The organism is Streptomyces sp. NPDC020801 (assembly GCF_044334385.1).
In the GTDB taxonomy this organism is placed as follows: domain Bacteria; phylum Actinomycetota; class Actinomycetes; order Streptomycetales; family Streptomycetaceae; genus Streptomyces.
Genome location: NZ_JBIRST010000010.1, coordinates 199,618 through 218,946 on the forward strand (window position 1 = coordinate 199,618; position 19,329 = coordinate 218,946).

19 protein-coding genes are annotated in these 19,329 nt (G+C 71.3%); 10 read left to right on the forward strand and 9 right to left on the reverse strand.

The features are described 5' to 3' along the window. Positions 1–19 precede the first annotated feature (19 nt). A complete protein-coding gene (gene pssA / locus ACH4UM_RS22225; protein WP_398182109.1) occupies positions 20–841 on the forward strand; it encodes a CDP-diacylglycerol--serine O-phosphatidyltransferase in 822 nt (273 codons plus the stop codon). Between the two features lie 18 nt (positions 842–859). On the opposite strand, the gene ACH4UM_RS22230 is transcribed toward pssA, so the two are convergent. Next, the gene (locus ACH4UM_RS22230) at positions 860–1,183 is read right to left on the reverse strand and encodes a hypothetical protein (RefSeq protein ID WP_398181874.1); all 324 of its coding nucleotides are present in this window, start codon (positions 1,181–1,183) and stop codon (positions 860–862) included. A 37-nt stretch (positions 1,184–1,220) separates the two neighbouring features. After that, entirely contained in the window at positions 1,221–2,339 is a 1,119-nt protein-coding gene (locus ACH4UM_RS22235) for a glycerate kinase (protein WP_398182112.1), read from the reverse strand. Between the two features lie 195 nt (positions 2,340–2,534). Between ACH4UM_RS22235 and ACH4UM_RS22240 the strand changes: the two genes are divergently transcribed. Together ACH4UM_RS22240 and ACH4UM_RS22245 are read left to right on the forward strand one after the other, a co-directional pair. After that, positions 2,535–3,608 carry an ADP-ribosylglycohydrolase family protein gene (locus tag ACH4UM_RS22240; RefSeq protein WP_398181877.1) on the forward strand — a complete coding sequence of 358 codons (1,074 nt, stop codon included), beginning with the start codon at positions 2,535–2,537 and terminating at the stop codon, positions 3,606–3,608. Then, a complete protein-coding gene (locus ACH4UM_RS22245; protein ID WP_398181880.1) occupies positions 3,605–4,096 on the forward strand; it encodes an NUDIX domain-containing protein in 492 nt (163 codons plus the stop codon). The genes ACH4UM_RS22240 and ACH4UM_RS22245 overlap by 4 nt, the downstream gene beginning before the upstream one ends. A gap of 17 nt (positions 4,097–4,113) precedes the next feature. Here ACH4UM_RS22245 and ACH4UM_RS22250 read toward each other — a convergent pair whose 3' ends face one another. Continuing rightward, complete coding sequence (locus tag ACH4UM_RS22250; RefSeq protein ID WP_398181883.1) at positions 4,114–4,314, reverse strand: type II toxin-antitoxin system VapB family antitoxin; 201 nt, start codon at positions 4,312–4,314, stop codon at positions 4,114–4,116. 563 nt (positions 4,315–4,877) lie between these two features. Here ACH4UM_RS22250 and ACH4UM_RS22255 point away from each other — a divergent pair. Together ACH4UM_RS22255 and ACH4UM_RS22260 are read left to right on the forward strand one after the other, a co-directional pair. Next, positions 4,878–5,219, forward strand: a complete 342-nt coding sequence (locus ACH4UM_RS22255) for a hypothetical protein (RefSeq protein WP_398181886.1) — start codon at positions 4,878–4,880, stop codon at positions 5,217–5,219. A gap of 136 nt (positions 5,220–5,355) precedes the next feature. Continuing rightward, entirely contained in the window at positions 5,356–6,090 is a 735-nt protein-coding gene (locus tag ACH4UM_RS22260) for an SIR2 family NAD-dependent protein deacylase (protein ID WP_398181889.1), read from the forward strand. Positions 6,091–6,239: 149 nt separating this feature from the next. On the opposite strand, the gene ACH4UM_RS22265 is transcribed toward ACH4UM_RS22260, so the two are convergent. The 6 genes from ACH4UM_RS22265 to ACH4UM_RS22290 all read right to left on the reverse strand — a co-directional run bounded on the left by ACH4UM_RS22265 (position 6,240) and on the right by ACH4UM_RS22290 (position 11,503). Then, positions 6,240–6,449 (reverse strand): hypothetical protein, encoded by a 210-nt coding sequence (locus tag ACH4UM_RS22265; RefSeq protein ID WP_398181892.1) that lies wholly within the window; start codon positions 6,447–6,449, stop codon positions 6,240–6,242. Positions 6,450–6,877: 428 nt separating this feature from the next. Next, positions 6,878–7,360 carry a methylated-DNA--[protein]-cysteine S-methyltransferase gene (locus tag ACH4UM_RS22270; protein ID WP_398181894.1) on the reverse strand — a complete coding sequence of 161 codons (483 nt, stop codon included), beginning with the start codon at positions 7,358–7,360 and terminating at the stop codon, positions 6,878–6,880. Between the two features lie 65 nt (positions 7,361–7,425). Continuing rightward, positions 7,426–8,934, reverse strand: coding sequence for a DNA-3-methyladenine glycosylase 2 family protein (locus ACH4UM_RS22275; protein ID WP_398181896.1), 1,509 nt, complete (start codon positions 8,932–8,934; stop codon positions 7,426–7,428). A 128-nt stretch (positions 8,935–9,062) separates the two neighbouring features. Then, positions 9,063–9,581: an O-acetyl-ADP-ribose deacetylase gene (locus ACH4UM_RS22280; protein ID WP_398181899.1), complete on the reverse strand. Its 519-nt coding sequence runs from the start codon at positions 9,579–9,581 to the stop codon at positions 9,063–9,065. Beyond that, positions 9,578–10,987, reverse strand: a complete 1,410-nt coding sequence (locus tag ACH4UM_RS22285) for a phytoene desaturase family protein (protein WP_398181902.1) — start codon at positions 10,985–10,987, stop codon at positions 9,578–9,580. Before ACH4UM_RS22285 ends, ACH4UM_RS22280 begins: the two co-directional genes overlap by 4 nt. 144 nt (positions 10,988–11,131) lie before the next feature. Next, the gene (locus ACH4UM_RS22290; RefSeq protein ID WP_398181905.1) at positions 11,132–11,503 is read right to left on the reverse strand and encodes a hypothetical protein; all 372 of its coding nucleotides are present in this window, start codon (positions 11,501–11,503) and stop codon (positions 11,132–11,134) included. A 313-nt stretch (positions 11,504–11,816) separates the two neighbouring features. On the opposite strand from ACH4UM_RS22290, the gene ACH4UM_RS22295 reads away from it, so the two are divergent. From ACH4UM_RS22295 to ACH4UM_RS22315, 5 genes are all read left to right on the forward strand, one after another. After that, on the forward strand, positions 11,817–13,421 hold the full coding sequence (locus ACH4UM_RS22295; RefSeq protein WP_398181908.1) for a penicillin-binding transpeptidase domain-containing protein: 1,605 nt from the start codon (positions 11,817–11,819) through the stop codon (positions 13,419–13,421). Positions 13,422–13,577: 156 nt separating this feature from the next. Next, positions 13,578–15,932: an alanine racemase gene (gene alr, locus ACH4UM_RS22300; protein WP_398182115.1), complete on the forward strand. Its 2,355-nt coding sequence runs from the start codon at positions 13,578–13,580 to the stop codon at positions 15,930–15,932. Next, on the forward strand, positions 15,929–17,617 hold the full coding sequence (locus ACH4UM_RS22305; protein ID WP_398181910.1) for a sensor histidine kinase: 1,689 nt from the start codon (positions 15,929–15,931) through the stop codon (positions 17,615–17,617). Before alr ends, ACH4UM_RS22305 begins: the two co-directional genes overlap by 4 nt. After that, positions 17,595–18,293 carry a response regulator gene (locus ACH4UM_RS22310; protein ID WP_398181912.1) on the forward strand — a complete coding sequence of 233 codons (699 nt, stop codon included), beginning with the start codon at positions 17,595–17,597 and terminating at the stop codon, positions 18,291–18,293. Before ACH4UM_RS22305 ends, ACH4UM_RS22310 begins: the two co-directional genes overlap by 23 nt. A 202-nt stretch (positions 18,294–18,495) precedes the next feature. Then, entirely contained in the window at positions 18,496–19,305 is an 810-nt protein-coding gene (locus tag ACH4UM_RS22315) for an ABC transporter ATP-binding protein (RefSeq protein WP_398181915.1), read from the forward strand. The last annotated feature ends 24 nt before the right edge of the window (positions 19,306–19,329 follow it).

Here is a 19,329-nt window from a genome sequence, read left to right on the forward strand (position 1 = left end):
AGAGACCCAGGCCGGCTGGGTGCCCGAGGCGGACGAGGTGGACGACGAGGAGGAGATGCCCCTCTCGCTCCGCCTGTCGATAGCGGACACCCTCACCCTCGGCAATGCCACGTGCGGCTTCATGGCGGTGTACTTCACCACCACCGGCATCCTGATCCCGCACCTGACGGGCAACGACGAGTCGGCGGGCATGGCCCGGCACAGCGCCGCCACGGCGGTCATCCTGATGCTGTGCGCGGCCGTCTTCGACCTGTTCGACGGCCTCGTGGCCAGGAAGCTGCGCTCGTCACCGATGGGCGCTGAGCTCGACAACCTGTCGGATCTGATCAGCTTCGGACTGGCGCCCGCGTACTTCGTCCTCGTCTACGGCATGGTGGCGGACGACGCCCACCAGCGGGTGGCGGCGCTCGGCGCGATCGTGGTGCTGCTCGCGGTCGTCCTCCGGCTGGCGAGATTCTCGTGCGTGACGATGAAGGACGGCGTGTTCCAGGGCATGCCGAGCCCCTTCGGCGCGCTGACGGTGGTGTCCATCGTCCTGCTGGAGCTGCCCTTCGTGGCGACGCTGCTGGCGATCCTGGGAACGGCCTGGCTGATGGTGAGCCGGGTGGAGTACCCCAAGCCGCGGGGCCGCCTCGCGGTGGCGATGCTCTCCTGGATCGTGCTGTCGATGGGCCTGCTGGCGGCCTGGGCCTTCGACGCCCCGAGCGGCCAGCTGCTGCTGCAGACCGGCTGCGCGCTGCAGCTGGTCATGGGCGCGGTGATCCCGCTGTTCGCCACGGCCCGCCGGGTGAACAACTTCCGCGACAACCGGCGTGAGGCGCGGGCGGCGCAGCTGCCGTAGCGCTCCGCCGCAGCTGTCCTACGACGGGAAGGGCCCCGAACCGCGAGTTCGGGGCCCTTCGGCATGCGGGCGGGACCCCGTGTCTCCCGGGTTCCCCAGGTCCCCGGCAGGGCCGCCCGGTGCCGCGGTGAGGCTGCCGAGGATCTTCAGCAGCCCGGCGCTGCGGCTGCCGGGTTCGGCGTGGAGGACGACCAGGGTGAGCCCCTCGTCGGTGCCGTCGATGGTCGGCTTGTCCGAGTCCGGCTCGATGTCGCCGACCCGGGGGTGGGCGAGCCGTCTGACCAGGGACGGAGTCCCGCCGGGGTCCGGGGCGGAGCCCCCGGACGGGGACCCCCTCCCCACCACCGAGACGGGCGGACGGGTGGGCGATGACCCCCCGTCAGAGCAGGAAGTCCCGGCCGATCCGTTCCGCCACCCGTTCCAGAATCGGTCCCGCCTGCGCGATGCACGTCGCCACGTCGGGCTCCTCCTCCGTCAGCGGGAAGGCGCGCCGGATCCCGGCCCGCCCCAGCGCCTCCGGGGCCAGCGCCAGCCGCCCGCACACCGCGACGACCTCCTTGCCGGCCGCCCGCGCCGCCGCCGCGACCCCGGCCGGCGCCTTCCCGTGCAGCGTCTGCTCGTCCAGCGACCCCTCACCGGTGATCACCAGCGAGGCCCGTTCCAGCGCCGGCGCGAAGCCGAGGACGTCGAGCATGACCTCGATTCCGGCCCGGAAGCGCGCCCCGAGCAGCAGCGCCCCGTACCCGATGCCGCCGGCGGCGCCCGCGCCGGGCGACGCCGCGTACTCCGCCGCCCGGACCCCGATCGCGCCCTCCAGCACCTTCGCGAAGTGCGTGAGCGCCGCGTCCAGCGCCTCCACGTCGTCCGGCGAGGCGCCCTTCTGCGGCCCGTACACGGCGGGCGCGCCCTTCCGCCCGGTCAGCGGGTTGTCGACGTCGCTGGCGAGCACGAGGTCGACGGAGGCGAACCGGGGGTCGAGCCCGGACAGGTCCGCGTGGGCGAGCCCGGCCAGCCCTCCTCCCCCGGGCGTGATCGGCTCCCCGTCCGCGTCCAGGAAGCGCGCCCCGAGCGCGGACAGCATCCCCGCGCCCCCGTCCGTCGTAGCGCTCCCGCCGACGCCGAACACGATCGTCCGCGCCCCCGCGTCCAGCGCGGCCCGCAGCAGTTCCCCGGAGCCGTACGTCGAGGCCGTGAGCGGCGCGAAGACACCCGCCGGCAGCCGCTGCAGCCCGCTGGCCTCCGCCATCTCCACGACCGCCGTCCCGCCGCGCAGCGCGAACGCGGCGGTCACCTCATGGCCGAGGGGACCGGCGACCCGTACCTCCCGGCGCTCGAACCCGGCCGCGACCGCAGCGTCCACGGTCCCGTCGCCGCCGTCGGCGACGGGCATCGCCTCCACCTGGAGGTCCGGTACGGCCCGGCGCAGCCCGGCCGTCACCCGGTCGGCGACCTGCACGGCCGTGAGCGACCCCTTGAACTTGTCCGCGGCAACCAGCACCCCGCGGGTGCCGTGCACTGCAGCGTCCGCCACCTTGCCATCCCCTTGCTCTCCGGGCCCCGCGCACGTCAGGGCCAGTCGCGCCGCTGCGACCCTAACCGGAGACCACCCACGCCGTCATGCCCCGCCCGTACCCTGAGAAAGGCGGTCCAAGGGGCCTGGGCGGCCGCCCCCGGAATCGGGTACACCGGTCGTATGACCCCTGTGGGCACCGAGCCGGGGCTCGCCGACCGTATCCTCGGCGGCTGGCTGGGCCGGATCGCGGGCAACATGCTCGGCAAGCCGGTCGAGCAGGGCGAGGTGTGGACGCGCGACCGCATCGACCGCTACCTGCGGCAGGCCTCGGCCCTGCCGCTGACCGACTATCTCCCGGAGCCGGCCGACGACGACACCGGCGTCGCGCTGCGCCCCGAGTGGAAAAGCTGCGTCCGCGGCCGCATCCACGGCAGCTGCCGCGACGACGACGTCGACTACGCGATCCTCGGTCTGGACCTGCTGGAGACGCACGGCTTCGGCTTCAGCACCGAGCAGGTCGGCGACCTGTGGCTGCTGCGGCTGCCGTATCTGCAGACGTTCACCGCGGAGCGGGCCGCGTACCGCAACCTCGCCGCCGGCCTCAAGCCACCGCTGACGGCGACGTACCACAACCCCTACCAGGAGTGGATCGGCGCCCTGATCCGCGCCGACATCCACGGCTGGACCAGTCCCGGCGACCCGCGCCGAGCCGCCCGGCTGGCCCGCCGCGACGCGGTGCTGTCGCACACCGGCAACGGCGTGTACGGGGCGATGTGGGCGGCGGCGCTGATCGCGGCGGCCTTCACGGCGCCCACCGTCCGCGCCGCGCTCGACACCTCGCTCACGGTCGTGCCCGCGAGCAGCCGCCTGGCCCGCACCGTACGGCGGGTGGTGTCCCTGCACGAGACGCGGATGTCCTGGGAGGAGACCCTGGCCACGGTCGCGGAGGAGACCGCGGGCCTCGGCTGGATCCACACCATCCCCAACGCCGCCGTCCAAACGGCGGGTCTGCTCTACGGCGACGGCGACTTCACCCGCACGATCACGCTGACCGTCCGCGGCGGCCTGGACACCGACTCCAACGGTGCGACGGCAGGTTCGGTGGCCGGTGTCCTGTCGGGCGCGGAGGCGATCCCGGCGCAGTGGAAGGACCCCTTGGAGGACACGGTGCGCAGCGCGGTCTTCGGCTTCGACGGGGTGCACATCAGCGAGCTGGCAAGGCGGACACTGCGGCTGGTTACCCTTCCTGAATGACCACTCCCGACTTCGCCACGTACATCGCGGGGCTCCCCCGCGTCATCTCCGGGGCCGCCGCCCTCCTCCGCGATGCGGACGGGCGGGTGCTGCTCGTCGAGCCCAACTACCGCGAGGGCTGGGCGCTTCCGGGCGGCACCATCGAGTCCGACGACGGCGAGACCCCGCGGCAGGGCGCGCGGCGCGAGACTGTGGAGGAGATCGGCCTGGACCGCGAGCTCGGCCGGCTGCTCGCGGTGGACTGGGTGCACGGCGCGGGGCGCCCACCGCTGGTGGCGTACCTGTACGACGGCGGAGTCCTCGCCGAGGACGACGTCAAGGCGATCCGGCTGCAGGACGAGGAACTGCTGTCCTGGCGTCTGGTCCCCCGTGACGAACTCACCGCCCATCTCCCCGGCGCTCTGGGCCGCCGCGTCCTGGCCGCCCTCGACGTCCTCGCCGACGGCACGGGCACGGCGGAACTGGAGAACGGCCACCGGGTCGGCTGACGGGCCACTGCCGGTGCTCAGCCCTCGATGTCCCTGGGCCTGGCGTCCACTTCGCGCAGCGCCTCGTCCCGCGCGGCGACCTGGGCCTCGGTACGGTGGCCGCGCTGGATGTAGTCGCGGACGACGAGCTCGACGGCGTCCTGGGGGCTGCCCACGCCGGCGAGCACCATGACCTCCACGACGAGTTCGGCGTCGAGCGAGACGGTGACCTTGGCCATGCCCGGACCGTAGCACCCGGTGGCCCGCGGGCGGGCGGACATCGCACGGACATCCGTTCGCACTCCCTTGCTGTACAGCAACCGACCGCCGGAGCTCGTCAGTTGAGCCCGAGAAGCCGGGCGGCCGTTCCTCCGGCACCTCCTCGCGCATCTCACCCGGGTTCGTGACGCGCTCGCCGGTCGCGCGGGCGGGGACCGGTCGCCGTACAGACCCGCGCTCCTCGGCTCGAGCCGGCGAGGTGGCGGCCCGCGAGTTCCTGGCCGGCTCGCCGACCTTTACCGTAATTCACCGCAGATTGCGGTTTCATCGGGCACACATGGGGCACGAAAGGCTCTCTGTCGCGCTCTCGGCCTCCGCCGCCCGGTCCCCCCGGTTGCGTCACCGTAGACGTTCACCTGCTTCAACGAACGGCCCGAAAGCATCACTTGGCTCCTGTCATCGTGCCCCCTGGGCGCCCAACCCGGGCAGGAAAACGTCTGGGAATCCCGACCGGTTGCGACAGTCACACAGGTGACTACAGTGGAAATTGACCCTATGTGAGAAACTTGCGAAGGGGGTTGTTATGCCCGCCACGAACAGAAAACGGGCTGCCATCCTGAGCTCGGTCTTCATCGCCGCAACTGTCGCTCTCGCTCCGGTCGGCCTCGGCCTGCAGCAGGCTTCGGCGGCCACACCGAGCGCGACTCACGTAAGTACAGCCGTCAACGTTCCCAAGTCGGACCAGGACTACCGGCGGGGCTTCAAGGACGGCTTCAAGGCCGGCCTCCGCCTGGGGCACCGGCACTGCGATCACGGCGACGGACGAGCCCTCGCAGCTCCTCGCAAGAACTCGGACAAGGACTACCGGCGGGGCTTCAAGGACGGCTTCAAGGTCGGATTCCGCCAGGGGCAGAGGTCGTGCTGAGTCTGCCGTAGCCTCTCGGGCGTCCGGGCGCCGGCCGGTGGATCAGGCTCATTGGACCGGCCGGCCGGTCGCGGGCGATTTGGGCACACCCGGATATCCGTTCGCCCCGAACAGCCGGGCGTCCTACTCTCGGCCCATGGACAAGCCCCTTGTCGCCATCCTCAGTGGCGCAGGTATCTCCACCGATTCGGGAATCCCTGATTATCGCGGCCCCAACGGGCTGTGGCGGCGAGATCCCGAGGCCGAGAAGCTCGTGACGTACGAGTACTACATGGGGGACCCCGAAATCCGCCGCAGATCATGGCAGATGAGGCGCAAGAACGGGACACTCAGGGCCGGGCCGAACGCCGCGCACCTGGCCGTCACCGAACTCGAGAAGTCCGGAATCCCGGTGCGGGTCATCACTCAGAACGTGGACGGACTGCACCAGCTCGCCGGTATGCCGACCCGCAAGGTGCTGGAACTGCACGGCACCGTACGCAGCGTGGTGTGCACGAAGTGTCACGCCCGGGGGCCCATGGAGGACGCACTCGCCCGCGTGGAGGCCGGCGAGGAGGACCCCCTCTGCCTGGACTGCGGCGGGATCCTCAAGTCGGCCACCGTGATGTTCGGCGAGCGGCTCGACCCCGTGGTCCTCGGCGAGGCACTCGCCATCGCCAAGGCCTGCACCGTCTTCATCGCCGTCGGCACCAGCCTCCAGGTCCAGCCCGCGGCCGGCCTCGCGGGCCTGGCCGCCGACCACGGGGCAAGGCTCGTCATCGTCAACGCCGAGCCCACCCCGTACGACGACCGCGCCGACGAGGTGATCCGCGAACCCATCGGCAGCGCGCTGCCCGCGCTCCTGCACCGTCTCGGCACGGGCAGCGTGTGACCGACCGGGGTGCGCCGGGGGTCGGGCGGCTGACCAGTCACCCGGACCGGGTCTTGTTTCACCCGGGAGTTCCGGCCGGCCGCGACCGCCGTCGGCCCTGCCACCCGGGCGGGGTTGCAGGGCCGGCCCGGTGGTGTCCGGGGTGTCGGTCAGAAGGAGACGGCGACACCGGCCTGGTGGTACTCGCCAAGGGTGCCGAGCACCTGGCTCTGGACCGCGCCGGCCTGGGCCAGGAGGTCCGAGTCGCTGAGGGCCGTGGGGCCGGCGAAGGCGCCGACGTGCGGGGCGAGGCCGCCGGAGACGCTGTCGAGCTCGGTCTCGGAGAGCTCGGTGGTCTCGAAGTGGCGAGCGGAGTGCATGGGGGACTTCCCTTCGTACCGGTGTTTCGCGAACGGGGAGCGGCACCGCCGGGGACGGGCGGGCCGCGACGCGTGAGATACAAGCACGGAGCCGGTCGGGGCATCCACCCGAACAGGGCTCTGACCAGGCGCGTCGGGCGCGTGGGGCGCCCATCCGTGCAGATCCGTGCAGACGCGCCCACATGGTGGGGGTGACATCTCCACACGGTGCGCCACTTCGGCACGCGGACACCGTTGCCATCGTGTCCGCGAACGGGGCATCCGGCCGGAAACGGGGCAGTCCCCTGCCGGTCCGCCCGCCGTCCGCCGGGCACCGTGGCGCGCTCGCGTATTGACTGTGCAGATTGCGAAACGGATGCCGTGACGTACTGGGCAGCAGGCCGTTGTCGGCCGGTAGCGGACCGTACGCGCCATTCGCGGCATACGTGTCAGAAGAGGCCCGCACCCTGTTCGAAGTCCAGCAGGCGCCGCTTGCGGGACAGTCCGCCGCCGTAGCCGGTGAGGCTGCCGTTGGCGCCGATGACGCGGTGGCAGGGGACGATGATGCCGATCGGGTTCCTGCCGTTGGCCAGGCCGACCGCCCGGGAAGCGCCCGGACTGCCGAGGGCGTCGGCGAGCTGGCCGTAGGAGCGGGTCTCGCCGTAGGGGATGCGGCGCAGCTGTTCCCACACGCCGCGCTGGAACGGGGTTCCAAGCAGACGCAGTTGAAGGGTGAATTCCCGCAACCGGCCCGCGAAGTAGGCCTCCAGTTGTTCCGTCGCCTCACCGAAGCAGGTGTCGCCGGGGTCGCCGAAGGACTCCTGCGGTGGACGGTGGCGCTGGTCGGTCATGTAGAGGCCGCACAGGACGCCGTCGTCGGCGACGAGGGTGAGCGGACCGTAGGGGCTGTCGATGACGGTGTGCTGTCTCACGGTGTCCTCGGAAGGTACTCGGAAGGGTCTCGCCAAGACCCTTCGGAAGGTCTCTCAAAGGTCTCTCAGACGGGAAGGAAGTTGATCGGGTGGCTGTCGGTCGCCCACAGGTACTGCACGGCGTACGCCCGCCAGGGCCGCCAGGCCGCCGCCCGCGCGGTGAGCGCCGCCGGGGTGGAGGGCAGGCCCAGTTCCCGGGCGGCTCGGCGGATGCCGAGGTCGGTGGGGAGGAAGGCGTCGGGGTCGCCGAGGGCGCGCATGGCGATGACGTCGGCCGTCCAGGGGCCGAAGCCGGGCAGTGCCAGGAGACGGGCGCGGGTCTCCGCCCAGTCGCTTTCCGCGCCCAGGTGGAGCGTTCCGTCGGCCAGTCGGCTCACCAGCGTGGTGAACGTCGTCCGCCGGGTGCGCGGCATCGCCAGCGACTCGGGATCGAGGGCGGCCAGCGCCGCGGGGGCGGGGAAGAGGTGGGTGAGGCCGCCCTCGGGGTCGTCGACCGGCTCACCGTGCGCGGTGACCAGCCGGGCCGCGTGGGTGCGGGCGGCGGCCGTGGAGACCTGCTGGCCGAGCACGGCCCGTACCGCGAACTCGGCCTCGTCGACGGTGCGCGGTACCCGCCGGCCCGGGGCCTTGTCGACCAGGGGGGCGAGTGCCGGGTCCGTGCGGAGCTGGTCGTCGACGGCGACGGGGTCGGCGTCCAGGTCCAGCATGCGCCGGCAGCGGCTGATGGCGACGGGCAGGTCGCGCAGGTCGCTCAGGGCGAGGCGGCAGGCGATGTGGTCCGGCTGCGGGGTCAGCGCGGCGACCGCGTGACCGTAGGGCAGGCGCAGCGTCCGCCGGTAGGCGCCGTCCCGCCACTCCTCGACGCCGGGTACGGCGGTCGCCGCGAGGTGGCCGAAGAGGTTGTCCGGGTTGAGGGGAAGCCGGAAGGGCAGGCGGAGGGAGAGCGCGGCGGGCGTGCCCTGGTGCGTCGGCGCGGCGGGGCACGGTCCGGCGCACTGCTTCGGGACGCGGGTGCGCAGTTCGCTGGGGGACAGTGCGAAGACCTCGCGCACGGTGTCGTTGAAGGTGCGGATGGAGGAGAAGCCGGCGGCGAAGGCGATCTCCGCCATCGGCAGGGCGGTCGTCTCGATCAGCAGCCGGGCCGTCTGGGCGCGCTGGGCCCGTGCGAGGGCGAGCGGACCGGCGCCGAGCTCGGCGAGGAGCTGGCGTTCGATCTGGCGGGTGCTGTAGCCGAGGCGGGCGGCGAGTGCGGGCACTCCCTCGCGGTCCACGACGCCGTCGGCGATCAGGCGCATCGCGCGGGCCACGAGGTCGGCGCGCTGGTTCCACTCCGGCGAGCCTGGGCTGGTGTCGGGGCGGCAGCGCTTGCAGGCCCGGTATCCGGCCTGCTGGCAGGCGGCCGCGCTCGGGTGGAAGGTCATGTTCTCCGGCTTGGGCGGCACCGCCGGGCAGCTGGGCCGGCAGTAGATGCGGGTCGTGACGACGGCGGTGAAGAACCAGCCGTCGAACCGTGCGTCCTTGGACTGGACCGCGCGCACACAGCGCTCCCGGTCGGTGTGCATCCCGTTCTGCATGCGTCCAGCATCGGGCACCGGCCGGGCCGGGGGCTGGCGGGAATCCGACATGAACCTCGCGTGCCCTGTGATGTCCCGGATCACCTCCAGGGCGCACGGGCCGTGCCCGGGCCCGTGCCCGTGCCCGGTCAGCCCACCTGGGCGGCGAACACGTCGTAGGCCCCGTCGTCGAAGAGGACGAAGCGGACCTCCTCGACGGCCGTCCCGGTCGCCCTGACCGTCGCCACCGCGATACGGGCCGCGTCGTCCATCGGCCAGCGGTAGACGCCGGTGGAGATCGCCGGGAAGGCCACCGTGCGGGCGCCGAGCTCGTCGGCGACCCGCAGGGACTGGCGGTAGCAGGAGGCCAGCAGGTCCGAGCGGTCCTGGTTGAGGCTGTGGACCGGACCGACGGTGTGAATGACCCAGCGGGCGTCCAGCAGGCCGGCGGTGGTGGCGACGGCCTGCCCGGTGGGCAGGCCCCGGCCGTAGTGGGAGGCGCGCAGGGCGCGGCACTGCGCCAGGATCGCCGGGCCGCCGCGGCGGTGGATCGCACCGTCGACGCCCCCGCCGCCGAGCAGGGAGGAGTTGGCGGCGTTGACGATCGCGTCGACGCTCTGCCGGGTGATGTCGCCCCGGACGAGGGTGATGGTGGTCCTGGCGGTCATGTGTGCCGCAGCCTCCTCCAGACGGCCTTGGCCGCGTTGTGCCCGGACATGCCGTGCACGCCGGGGCCCGGCGGGGTGGCCGACGAGCAGATGAACACGGCCGGGTGCGGGGTGCTGTAGGGGAACAGGGACAGTTTGGGGCGCAGCAGCAGCTGCAGCCCGCAGGCCGCGCCGGAGCCGATGTCGCCGCCGACGTAGTTGGCGTTGCGGGCGGCCAGTTCGGGCGGGCCCGCGGTGGCGCGGGCCAGGACCAGGTCGCGGAAGCCCGGGGCGAAGCGCTCCAGCTGGCGTTCGACGGCGTCGGTGAGGTCTCCGCCCCAGCCGTTGGGCACATGGCCGTACGCCCAGAAGACCTGCTTGCCGGCCGGGGCGCGGGTGGGGTCGGCGACGCCGGGCTGGACGGTGATCAGGAAGGGCCGGTCGGGCGCGCGGCCCTCGCGGGAGGCGGCGCGCAGCGCGGCACCGATCTCGGCGGTGTCCGCCCCGATCTGTACGGTGCCGGCGACGCGGGGGGCCTCGGCGGTCCACGGGACGGGGCCGTCCAGCGCGTAGTCGATCTTGAAGACGCCGGGGCCGTACCGGTACCCCTCGTAGTACCGGCCGAGGCCGGCGATCCGGGCCAGGGCGGTGGGCGAGGTGTCGAAGACGTACGCCCGTGCCGGGGGCAGGTCGTCCAGGCGCCTGACCTCGTAGTCGGTGTGCAGGGCGCCGCCGAGGTCCTTCAGGTACGCGGCGAGGGCGTCGGAGATGGCCTGGGAGCCGCCGCGCGCCACCGGCCAGCCGCGGGCGTGCGCGGCCAGGGCGAAGACCAGGCCGACGGCGCCGGTGGCGAAGCCGCCGAGGGGGGCCATGACGTGGGCGACCAGGCCGGCGAAGAGGGTCCTGGCCCGCTCGTCGCGGAAGCGGCGCATCAGCCACGTCGAAGGGGGCAGGCCGACCAGGCCGAAGCGGGCGAGCGTGACCGGATCCCGCGGGAGCGCGGTCAGGGGCAGCGACATGAAGTCGCGGGCCAGGGTGTCCCACCGGTGCAGGAACGGCTCGACCAGCCTGCGGTACGCGCCCGCGTCCCGGGGGCCGAAGGAGGCCGCGGTCTCGGCGACCGAGCGGGACAGCACCGCCGCGGTGCCGTCGGGGAAGGGGTGCGCCATGGGCAGCTCGGCGTGCAGCCATTCCAGGCCGTAGCGCTCCAGGGGCAGGGCACGGAACGCGGGCGAGTTGACGCCCAGGGGGTGCGCGGCGGAGCACGGGTCGTGCCGGAAGCCGGGCAGGGTGAGCTCCTCGGTGCGGGCTCCGCCACCGACGCTGTCCCGCGCCTCGAACACGGCCACGGAGAAGCCGCGGCGGGCGAGCTCCACGGCCGCGGTCAGTCCGTTCGGCCCCGCACCCACCACGACTGCATCGAGCATCGACGGCACCTTCGGACCCCTTCGTCAGCCGATGGCCACTCGGGGCCAGGATATGCCGGGGGACTGACACGCAGGGGCCCAGGGCGACGCGGCCGGAGATCCCTCCGGCCCCGGACGGGGGATCGTCCCGCCCGGGACGGGGGCTCAGGCCGGACCCGACAGCAGCCCGGTCACCCGTCGTGCCGTCCCGCGCCGCAGTGAACGGCAGAGCGTCACGATCTCTCGACCGTACGCCGAGGGGGCGGTCGGCGCGGTCGCCCTGGGCGAGACGTTCACGGAAATCGGCCAGGACACTGTGGTGGAAGCCGAGATCGTCCAGTTCCATGGCCAGGGCGAAATCGATGCGGCAGCGCATCGCGCCTCGGCCACCTGCCAGTCCGACAGATCAAGCGGGAACCGCAGCACACAGACGGTGGCCGGCTGGGCGGGCGAGAGGCCGGGGCGCCCGTCGCGCGGGTACCAGAGCCCGAAGTCCTCGACTGCATCGGCCTTGGAAACAGCCCTGAGCATGGCCATTGGTCATGCTGACGCACCGGCAAATCCCAAGAACTCCGGAAGGTGCCGCTCGTGAGGTGCCAAGCGAAAGCAGGTAATCAGACGGGGACTTATACGCTGTCCATGCGGATGGAATTGATCATAGCTTCCTGGCTGTGGAGTCAAATTCCGGCCGAGAGGATCTCTGTCGGGATTGACTGCCCGGAGCTGGTCCCCTGCCCCTGTGGTGTCTTGTCCGCCCTCGGCTGCCCGGGTTCACACGTGTCGTCTACCGCGGCCCGCCCCGCCCGGGTGTCGTGCCGCCCAAACTGACCAGGGCAAAGGACTTCGAAAGATGCCGCACGCTGGATCCCAGTTCTCTGTACAGCGCCGCCGATGGCCGTTGCCGACGGCCGTGTGCACGCTCGTTCTGACCGCTGCCGGCGGTGGAGCGTACGCCACGGGCTGGGGCCCCTTCGCCGGGGACGGCGCGTCGGCCGACCCCGCAGCAGTCGCCGAAGGACGCGCGTTCCTCGCCGACTGGGCGAGCGACAGGGTCGACAGTGCCGGAAAACGCACGACCAGCCCCGACAGGGCACGCACCGTCCTCACCGGCTTCACCCAAGGGCTGGACATCTCCCGGCCACAGCTCACCGCCGGGCAGGCCAGTACGACGAAAGACGGGACAGTCAACCTCTCGTTCACGGCGAAGATGCCTGTCAAAGGGCTGGGTACGTGGACCTACACCTCCACCCTCCCTTTGAAGAAGGAGAGCGACGGCGCCTGGAAGGTCGATTGGCGGCTCTCCCTGGTCCATCCGCACCTCAGCGACAACGCGAAGTTTCACCTGGACCGCAAGAGCACTAGTAAACCGGAGATAACGGACCGCAATGGTGAAAAGCTTTCAGGCACCGCAGGCCTGACCGCGATCGTGGACAGGCTCGCCGACTCCCGCTCCGGCGGCGCCATCCAGCTTGTGGACCGGACCACCGGCGAGGTCAAGCGCACCGAAGTGACCTTCGGCAAGGCCTCGTCCGCCCGACCGGACGAGTCGGTCCGAACCACCATCGACCCCACGTGGCAAACTGCGGCCGAGCGAGACCTGTCCCAGCTGGCCGGCAAGAACGCTGCTCTCGTCGCCCTGCGCATCGACAACGGCCAAGTGCTGGCCGTCGCCAATTCCCCCGCGGACGATTTCAACCGTGCCTTCTCCGGGACCTACGCACCGGGCTCGACCTGGAAGATCATTACCAGTGCCGCTCTGCTCCTCAAGGGTGCGGTCAAGCCCGACGACATGGTGGACTGCCCCCAATACCTCCCGGTCGACGGCAGGCAGTTCCAGAACGCGGAGACTTCCGAGCACCACAACACCACGCTCCGCACGGATTTCGCCCTGTCCTGCAACACCGCGTTCATCAGTCTGCGCGACAAACTCGGCGACGACGAACTGAGCAGCGTCGCCCGTCAGTACTTCGGCGTCGGTCAGAATTGGCACACCGGCGTGCCGTCGTTCGATGGCCTGGTCCCCACCCCAGCCAACCAGGTCGAGAAGGCCTCAGAGATGATCGGGCAGGGCCGGGTGCTGGCCAATCCGCTGATCATGGCATCCGTCGCTGCGACCGCTGTCTCCGGATCCTTTCACCAGCCCACGATCCTCCAGGGTGCCACGGGAACCGCCCGCACTACCCGGCTGCCGGGAACCGTCGTCACGCAGTTGCGCGACATGATGCGCGCCACCGTCACCCAAGGTACCGCGACAGTCCTCGCCGATCTGCCCGGGGACGTCGGCGCCAAGACGGGTACCGCCGAAGTCGGCAAGGGGCAGCCCAACAACGGCTGGCTCGTCGCCCACCGCGGCAACGTAGCGATCGCATGCGTCGTCGAGGGGGGCGGCACCGGTGCCGGATCCGCCGGCCCGATCATCCACCAGCTCCTGTCCGCCACCAGCGACATCCGATGACAGACCCCGAGTTCCACCGCACCGCCGCTGATGCAGTGGATCGGGCTGGGCCGCGGCATGTCCTTCCACGTCGGCGAGCTCGGACACCCCGATTCACGTGTCAAGAAGTATCAAGACGGAGTACGGATGATTCACGGACGGTCAAGCTCTGCCGCGATGCACTCCTGCGACCCGTGCAGTGGGTTCGCGGGCACAGGGGTGAGCAGACGTCAACTGGCAGACTCACACGACGGGGAGCTTGCTGAGGCGGTTGTCGACCTGGAGGCGATTGCCCACAACACACGAGTGCTGGTTGCACATGCACGTGGCGCCGTGATGGCAGTGGTCAAGGCCGACGGGTTCGGCCATGGGGCAGTTCACGTGGCTCGCACGGCGCTGGCCCATGGAGCCGGCTGGCTGGGAGTGACCTCCACCGTCGAGGCGCTGACGTTGCGTACGGCCGGGATCACGGCTCCGGTGCTGGCCTGGATGCACCTGCCGGACGAGGACTTCACTGAAGCGCTGCTGGCGGGCGTCGACCTGTCTGCGCCCTCGCCGGCGCACCTGGCCGGTATCGCGGCCTGTGCCGAGGAGTCGGGGATACCGGCGGTCGTGCACCTGAAGGTGGACACCGGGCTGCGTCGCAACGGAAGCAGCCCCGCCGACTGGCCACGACTGACAGAAGCCGCGTCAAGGCTGGAGCGTGCTGGTCTGATACGGGTGCGCGGCCTCTGGTCGCATCTCGTGCACCCAGACGCCCCTGACCACCCGACCACGGCATTGCAGATCCGGGCGTTCGAGACGGCCGTCGCGCAGGCCAGGGACTCCGGGCTCAGTCCGGATCTGCTGCATCTGGCGAACTCCGGAGCCACCCTCGCCGCCCCAGACACGCATTACGACCTGGTCCGCGCGGGCCTGGCGCTGTACGGAGTCGAGCCGGTCCGGGGACGGTGCTTCGGGCTGCGTCCTGCGATGACCCTGCGGGGCCGGGTCATCATGAACCGCAAGGTCGACACCGGTGACGGTGTTTCTTACGGACACGACTACGTCACCGAGCATCCCGGCACATTGGTCCTGGTGCCGCTCGGGTACGCGGATGGCCTGTCCCGCGTGGCTTCCGGCACAGCACAGATGTGGGTGGCGGGCGCGCGCAGACCCGTGGCGGGACGGATCGCGATGGATCAATGCGTAGTCGACACCGGGGACATGGCGGTCTCGATGGGCGAGGAGGTAGTGGCATTCGGCCCCGGGACCAGGGGTGAGCCGACGGCTGCGGAGTGGGCCGAGTGGGGCGGCACCACTGCTCACGAGGTCCTCACCGGGATCGCAGCTCGGATACCGCGCCGCTACCTGCCTGCGGACGAGCACGTTTCCCCGCTCCGGCGGCTTTCCGAGACCGACGCCAGGATTCGCGTCGTCGTCCTCTTCGGCGGGCCCGATGGTGAGTACGAGGTCTCCTGCGCGTCGGCCGCAGGCATCGTCAGCCATCTGGACCGGACCCGCTACGCGGTGCAGCCGATACGGGTCACGACGGACGGGGAATGGGTTCCCGGCCCCGCAGAACTTCCCGAAGGCAATTACCTCCCCCGGGACTTGCTGCATGTCACACCCGCTGGAGGCACTCGCGCGTGGGACAGCGTGGGCCTGGCGATGCCGGCCCTGGTTGCGGCGGACGTGGTCCTCCCGGCGTTGCACGGACCGTTCGGCGAGGACGGCACCGTGCAGGCTCTGATGAACGCGGTGAACGTGCCTTATGTGGGCAACGGCGTGACAGCCAGCGCGATCTGCATGGACAAAGACACGACCAAGCGGATACTCGGCGCCAGTGGCGTGGCCGTCACCCCGTGGGCGCTGCTGCGACGCAGTGAAAGCTCGCTCTCCGCAGAGCAGCAGCAGGAGCTGGGACTGCCAGTCTTCGTCAAACCGGCACGAGCCGGTTCCAGTATCGGGGTGAGCCGCCTGACGGACTGGGGGCAGCTGGAAGAGGCTCTGGCGGTGGCCCGCGCGTGGGACTCGAAGGTCCTGGTCGAAAAGGCTGTGCCGGGTCGTGAGATCGACGTCGCGGTGCTGGAGCACCCCGACGGACGCCTGGAGGCCGGCCCGCCACTGGAAATCGAGGTCAACGGTGGACGGACGTACTTCGATTACCAGGCCAAGTACGAAGACCGCGCCACCCGTTTCACCATCCCGGCTCATCTTGACCCCGACGTCGCGGCACATCTGCAACGCCTGGCGCTACAGGTCTTTGAGACACTGGACTGCTCCGGGCTGGTCCGGGTGGACTTCTTCCTGCGGGACGGTACCGAGCCGGTGGTCAACGAGGTCAACACCTTTCCGGGCTTCACCACGGTCTCGCAGTATCCGCAGATCTGGGCTGCGGCTGGTGTTCCGTACGAACGTCTGCTGGACCTCCTGATCGACACCGCGCTGGCTCGGGACGCTGGGACTCCACTCGGTTGTGCGGGCCGCGCCGAGCCATCGACGGCGCCGCGCCAGATGGACGGCGATTCCAAGGACCGGCCGCGGCGTTGAACGCATGGCTGAGGAACGCGTGCGGACACCACGCGGCTGCGGATCCGTACCCGTACCGGAGGCAGCTGTGGCAGGCGGCGGGCGAGGCGGTTCCGGCCGTGGCGCTGGTGCTGCTCACTTACCAGGGTGAGGCGAGGATCGACGCCGGGCTGGTGGGCGGCGTTCCGGCCCTGGGTGCCATCGGCGTCGCGTTGGTGGTGGTGCGGCGCCGTTTTCCGGTGGCGAGTGTGGCGGGCCTGGCTGCGCTGATGGGGGTGGTGCCTTCCGTGGCGCTGTTGACCGCGGTGGCCACGTACATCGCGGCCCGGCAAAGGAAGACCCCGCGGAGGCGTGCCGGGCTGCTGCTGGCGTCGGCCGGCGTGGCGATGGCGACCTGTGCGGCGTGCGCGCCCCTGGTGGGGCTGGGCAGTGGGCTGTTCGGTCTCGCGCTGGGTGCGGTGCTCGCCATGACCACGGTCGTCGTGCCCGGGCTGGTGGGCACCGCTACGGGGCAGCAGGACCGGCTGCTGCGGGCGTTGCGGGAGCGTGCGGCCGCGGCTGAGGACGCGCGACGACTGGTCGACAGCGAGTCCCGTATGCGTGAGCGGTCGCGGATCGCCGCGGAGATGCATGATCTGGTCGGACACCGGCTGAGCGTGGTCTGTCTGCACGCGGGCGGGCTGGAGCTGGCACTGAGCAAGCAGGCGCCTGAGCTGCGCGACGAGGCTGCTGTGGTGCTCCGTGCCACCCGTGACGCCATGCAGGAGCTGCGGGAGGCACTGGGGGTCCTGGGCCCGTTGAGGGGAGACGCCGGCCCCGACGCGCTGACCGACGCGGCGGGCACCCGCGTGGAAATCGAGGCGCTGGTCGAGGAGTCGCGGGGCTGTGGCATCCCGGTCGAACTGTTCTGGGAGGGGCCTGATCTCGACGCGCGGCCGGCCCGGGTGCGGCGGGCGGTCCACCACGTGGTGCGCGAGTCGCTCACCAACGTCCACCGGTACGCGGTCGGCGCCCATGTGACCGTCGCCGTCCACCACGCCGTCGGGCGGGTGGAGGTGCGGGTGCGCAACGGCGTGCCGCCCACAGCACCCGCCGCCGTCACGGGACTCGGCTCCGGGCGCGGGCTGACCGGCCTACGAGAGCGGGTGGCGCTGCTTGGCGGCTCCTTGGAGGCAGGGCGGACGCCCGGCGGCGGTTTCGCCGTGGCGGCCGGCATTCCTGCCGAGCCAGGGTCCGTCGTGGAGGCGGCGAAAGCGGCGCGTCTCGACAGCAGATCGGCCGTCGCCGACGAGCCGGGCAGTGGGCTCTCCGGCCTCCAGTGGCGTCTCGCCGGCGCCGTCACGGGGCTGCTGGGCCTGGCGGGTGTCGGCGTGATGATGCTGTTCGGGGTCGTGCTGGTGGACCACTCACGGTGCGACCTCGCGTATCAGCGCTCCGTAAAGCCACGGGTGGGGATGGCGAGGGAGCAGGTGCAGCGGGCCGTGGCCCCGGACGACGACGTGGCCCGCGCGGCCGCTGCCGGGCGCGAGCCGCCACGGCCCGCTTCCGCGACGGACTGCATGTACCCGTATGCGGCCGGGAAGGCCAGAGCCGGGCGGTTGGAGATCGTCCGTTACTGCTTCCGGTCCGACATTCTGATCGCGATCGACCGATTCACCGTTCCGGTGGTGACCGAACCGCCCCATGGGAGACGGACAAGTGACTGATCAGGCAAACTCCAGAGGTTCCGGGACGGGTTGTGCGATCCGGGTGCTGCTCGCCGACGACCACGAGTTGATCCGGCGCGGCGTCCGGCTGATCCTCCGGCACGCCGACGGCATCGAAGTGGTGGGCGAGGCGGCCAACGGCACCGAGGCCGTCCGGGTCGCCGCCGAGCACCGGCCCGACGTGGTGCTCCTCGACATCCGCATGCCCGTACTCGACGGGTTCGCTGCCGTCGAATCGCTGGTCACCCTCGCTCCGGCACCGAAGGTGGTCATGCTCACCACCTTCGGGGACGAGGAGAACGTCGTCCGCGCCCTACGGGCCGGTGCCACCGGTTTTCTGCTCAAGGACGAGGGTCCGCGGGAACTGATCAACGCAGTGCGGGCGGCGGCTGCGGGGGATGCAGTGCTGTCGCCCGGCGTCACCGCTGCTGTCATCCGGCGGATGCTGAGCGGCGCAGTCGATGCGTCGGCGAGCAGGGTGGCGGGGCTGACCCACCGGGAGCGGGAGGTGCTGGTCATGCTGGGGGAAGGGCTGTCGAACCCGGAGATCGGTAGGCGGCTGGGCATGGGCGTGGGGACGGTGAAGAGCCACGTCCGCTCGATCCTGGAGAAGACAAGGTGTGGGAGCCGGGTGCAGGCGGGGCTGCTGGCCCACCAGGTCGGGCTCATGGCCTGAGCCCGGGCCGGGGCGTTGGCTCTCTCTTCGGGCAGAGCCGGCGGCTCTGTCTCCGGGTAGAGGAACCGTGGTCCGCGAGGGGGACTCGGCAGCGACAGGTCTACCCATGGGCAGAGCCGCATTCCCGACCTGAGAGCGACGAATCCGGGGGGTGCCGCGGCCACGATGGTCAGGAGTTTCACACCCCCTTCCAGGAGCACTTATGCCACAGCGTGACACTCCTACCAACAGCTTCCGTGCCTCCTCCGTTGCCGCTTGCGTGACGGGGCTGGCCAAGGTCTACGGCGAGGGCGAGACCCGCGTCGTCGCCCTCGACTCGGTCACTGTGGAGTTTGAGCGCGGCCGGTTCACCTCGATCACGGGGCCGTCCGGTTCGGGCAAGTCGTCGCTGATGCACTGTATGGCGGGGCTCGACGCCATCTCCGCGGGATCGGCCCGGATCGGTGACACCGAGCTGTCCGGCCTGAAGGACCGTCAGCTGACCGGACTCCGGCGGGAGAAGACCGGTTTCGTCTTCCAGGCGTTCGACCTGCTGCCCACACTGAATGCCCTGGAGAACATCACGCTGCCACTGGATATCGCCGGCCGTAAGCCTGACCAGGAGTGGTTGGAGCTGATCGTGAGGACGGTCGGCTTGGCCGGGCGGTTGCGGCACCGTCCGTCGCAGCTGTCCGGTGGGCAGCAGCAGCGCGTGGCCGTGGCCCGTGCCCTGGCCGGACGTCCGGAGATCGTCTTCGCGGACGAGCCGACGGGCAACCTCGACTCCCGTTCCGGCGCGGAGGTCCTGGGCTTTCTGCGGGATTCAGTACGCGAGCCGGGACAGACGGTGGTGATGGTCACTCATGATCCGGTGGCCGCCTCCTACGCGGACCGGGTGGTCTTCCTCGCCGACGGGCGCGTCACGGACGATCTGCCCGCCCCCACGCCCGAGACCGTGCTGGGCCGAATGCGGCTCTTCGACGCCGAGGGGCGGACGAGCCGAAGCGGCCCGCGGCCGCTCACAGCCTCGTAACCCGCATCCGCGCTCCGCCACCCC

Bases quoted from the DNA above. Each gene is read 5' to 3' on its own strand.
- ACH4UM_RS22240 (WP_398181877.1), top strand. From the start codon at position 2,535: ATGACCCCTGTGGGCACCGAGCCGGGGCTCGCCGACCGTATCCTCGGC.
- ACH4UM_RS22245 (WP_398181880.1), top strand. From the start codon at position 3,605: ATGACCACTCCCGACTTCGCCACGTACATCGCGGGGCTCCCCCGCGTC.
- ACH4UM_RS22250 (WP_398181883.1), bottom strand. From the start codon at position 4,314: ATGGCCAAGGTCACCGTCTCGCTCGACGCCGAACTCGTCGTGGAGGTC.
- ACH4UM_RS22255 (WP_398181886.1), top strand. From the start codon at position 4,878: ATGCCCGCCACGAACAGAAAACGGGCTGCCATCCTGAGCTCGGTCTTC.
- ACH4UM_RS22260 (WP_398181889.1), top strand. From the start codon at position 5,356: ATGGACAAGCCCCTTGTCGCCATCCTCAGTGGCGCAGGTATCTCCACC.
- ACH4UM_RS22265 (WP_398181892.1), bottom strand. From the start codon at position 6,449: ATGCACTCCGCTCGCCACTTCGAGACCACCGAGCTCTCCGAGACCGAG.
- ACH4UM_RS22275 (WP_398181896.1), bottom strand. From the start codon at position 8,934: ATGCAGAACGGGATGCACACCGACCGGGAGCGCTGTGTGCGCGCGGTC.
- ACH4UM_RS22280 (WP_398181899.1), bottom strand. From the start codon at position 9,581: ATGACCGCCAGGACCACCATCACCCTCGTCCGGGGCGACATCACCCGG.
- ACH4UM_RS22285 (WP_398181902.1), bottom strand. From the start codon at position 10,987: ATGCTCGATGCAGTCGTGGTGGGTGCGGGGCCGAACGGACTGACCGCG.
- ACH4UM_RS22290 (WP_398181905.1), bottom strand. From the start codon at position 11,503: ATGGCCATGCTCAGGGCTGTTTCCAAGGCCGATGCAGTCGAGGACTTC.
- ACH4UM_RS22295 (WP_398181908.1), top strand. From the start codon at position 11,817: ATGCCGCACGCTGGATCCCAGTTCTCTGTACAGCGCCGCCGATGGCCG.
- alr (WP_398182115.1), top strand. From the start codon at position 13,578: ATGCACTCCTGCGACCCGTGCAGTGGGTTCGCGGGCACAGGGGTGAGC.
- ACH4UM_RS22310 (WP_398181912.1), top strand. From the start codon at position 17,595: ATGGGAGACGGACAAGTGACTGATCAGGCAAACTCCAGAGGTTCCGGG.
- ACH4UM_RS22315 (WP_398181915.1), top strand. From the start codon at position 18,496: ATGCCACAGCGTGACACTCCTACCAACAGCTTCCGTGCCTCCTCCGTT.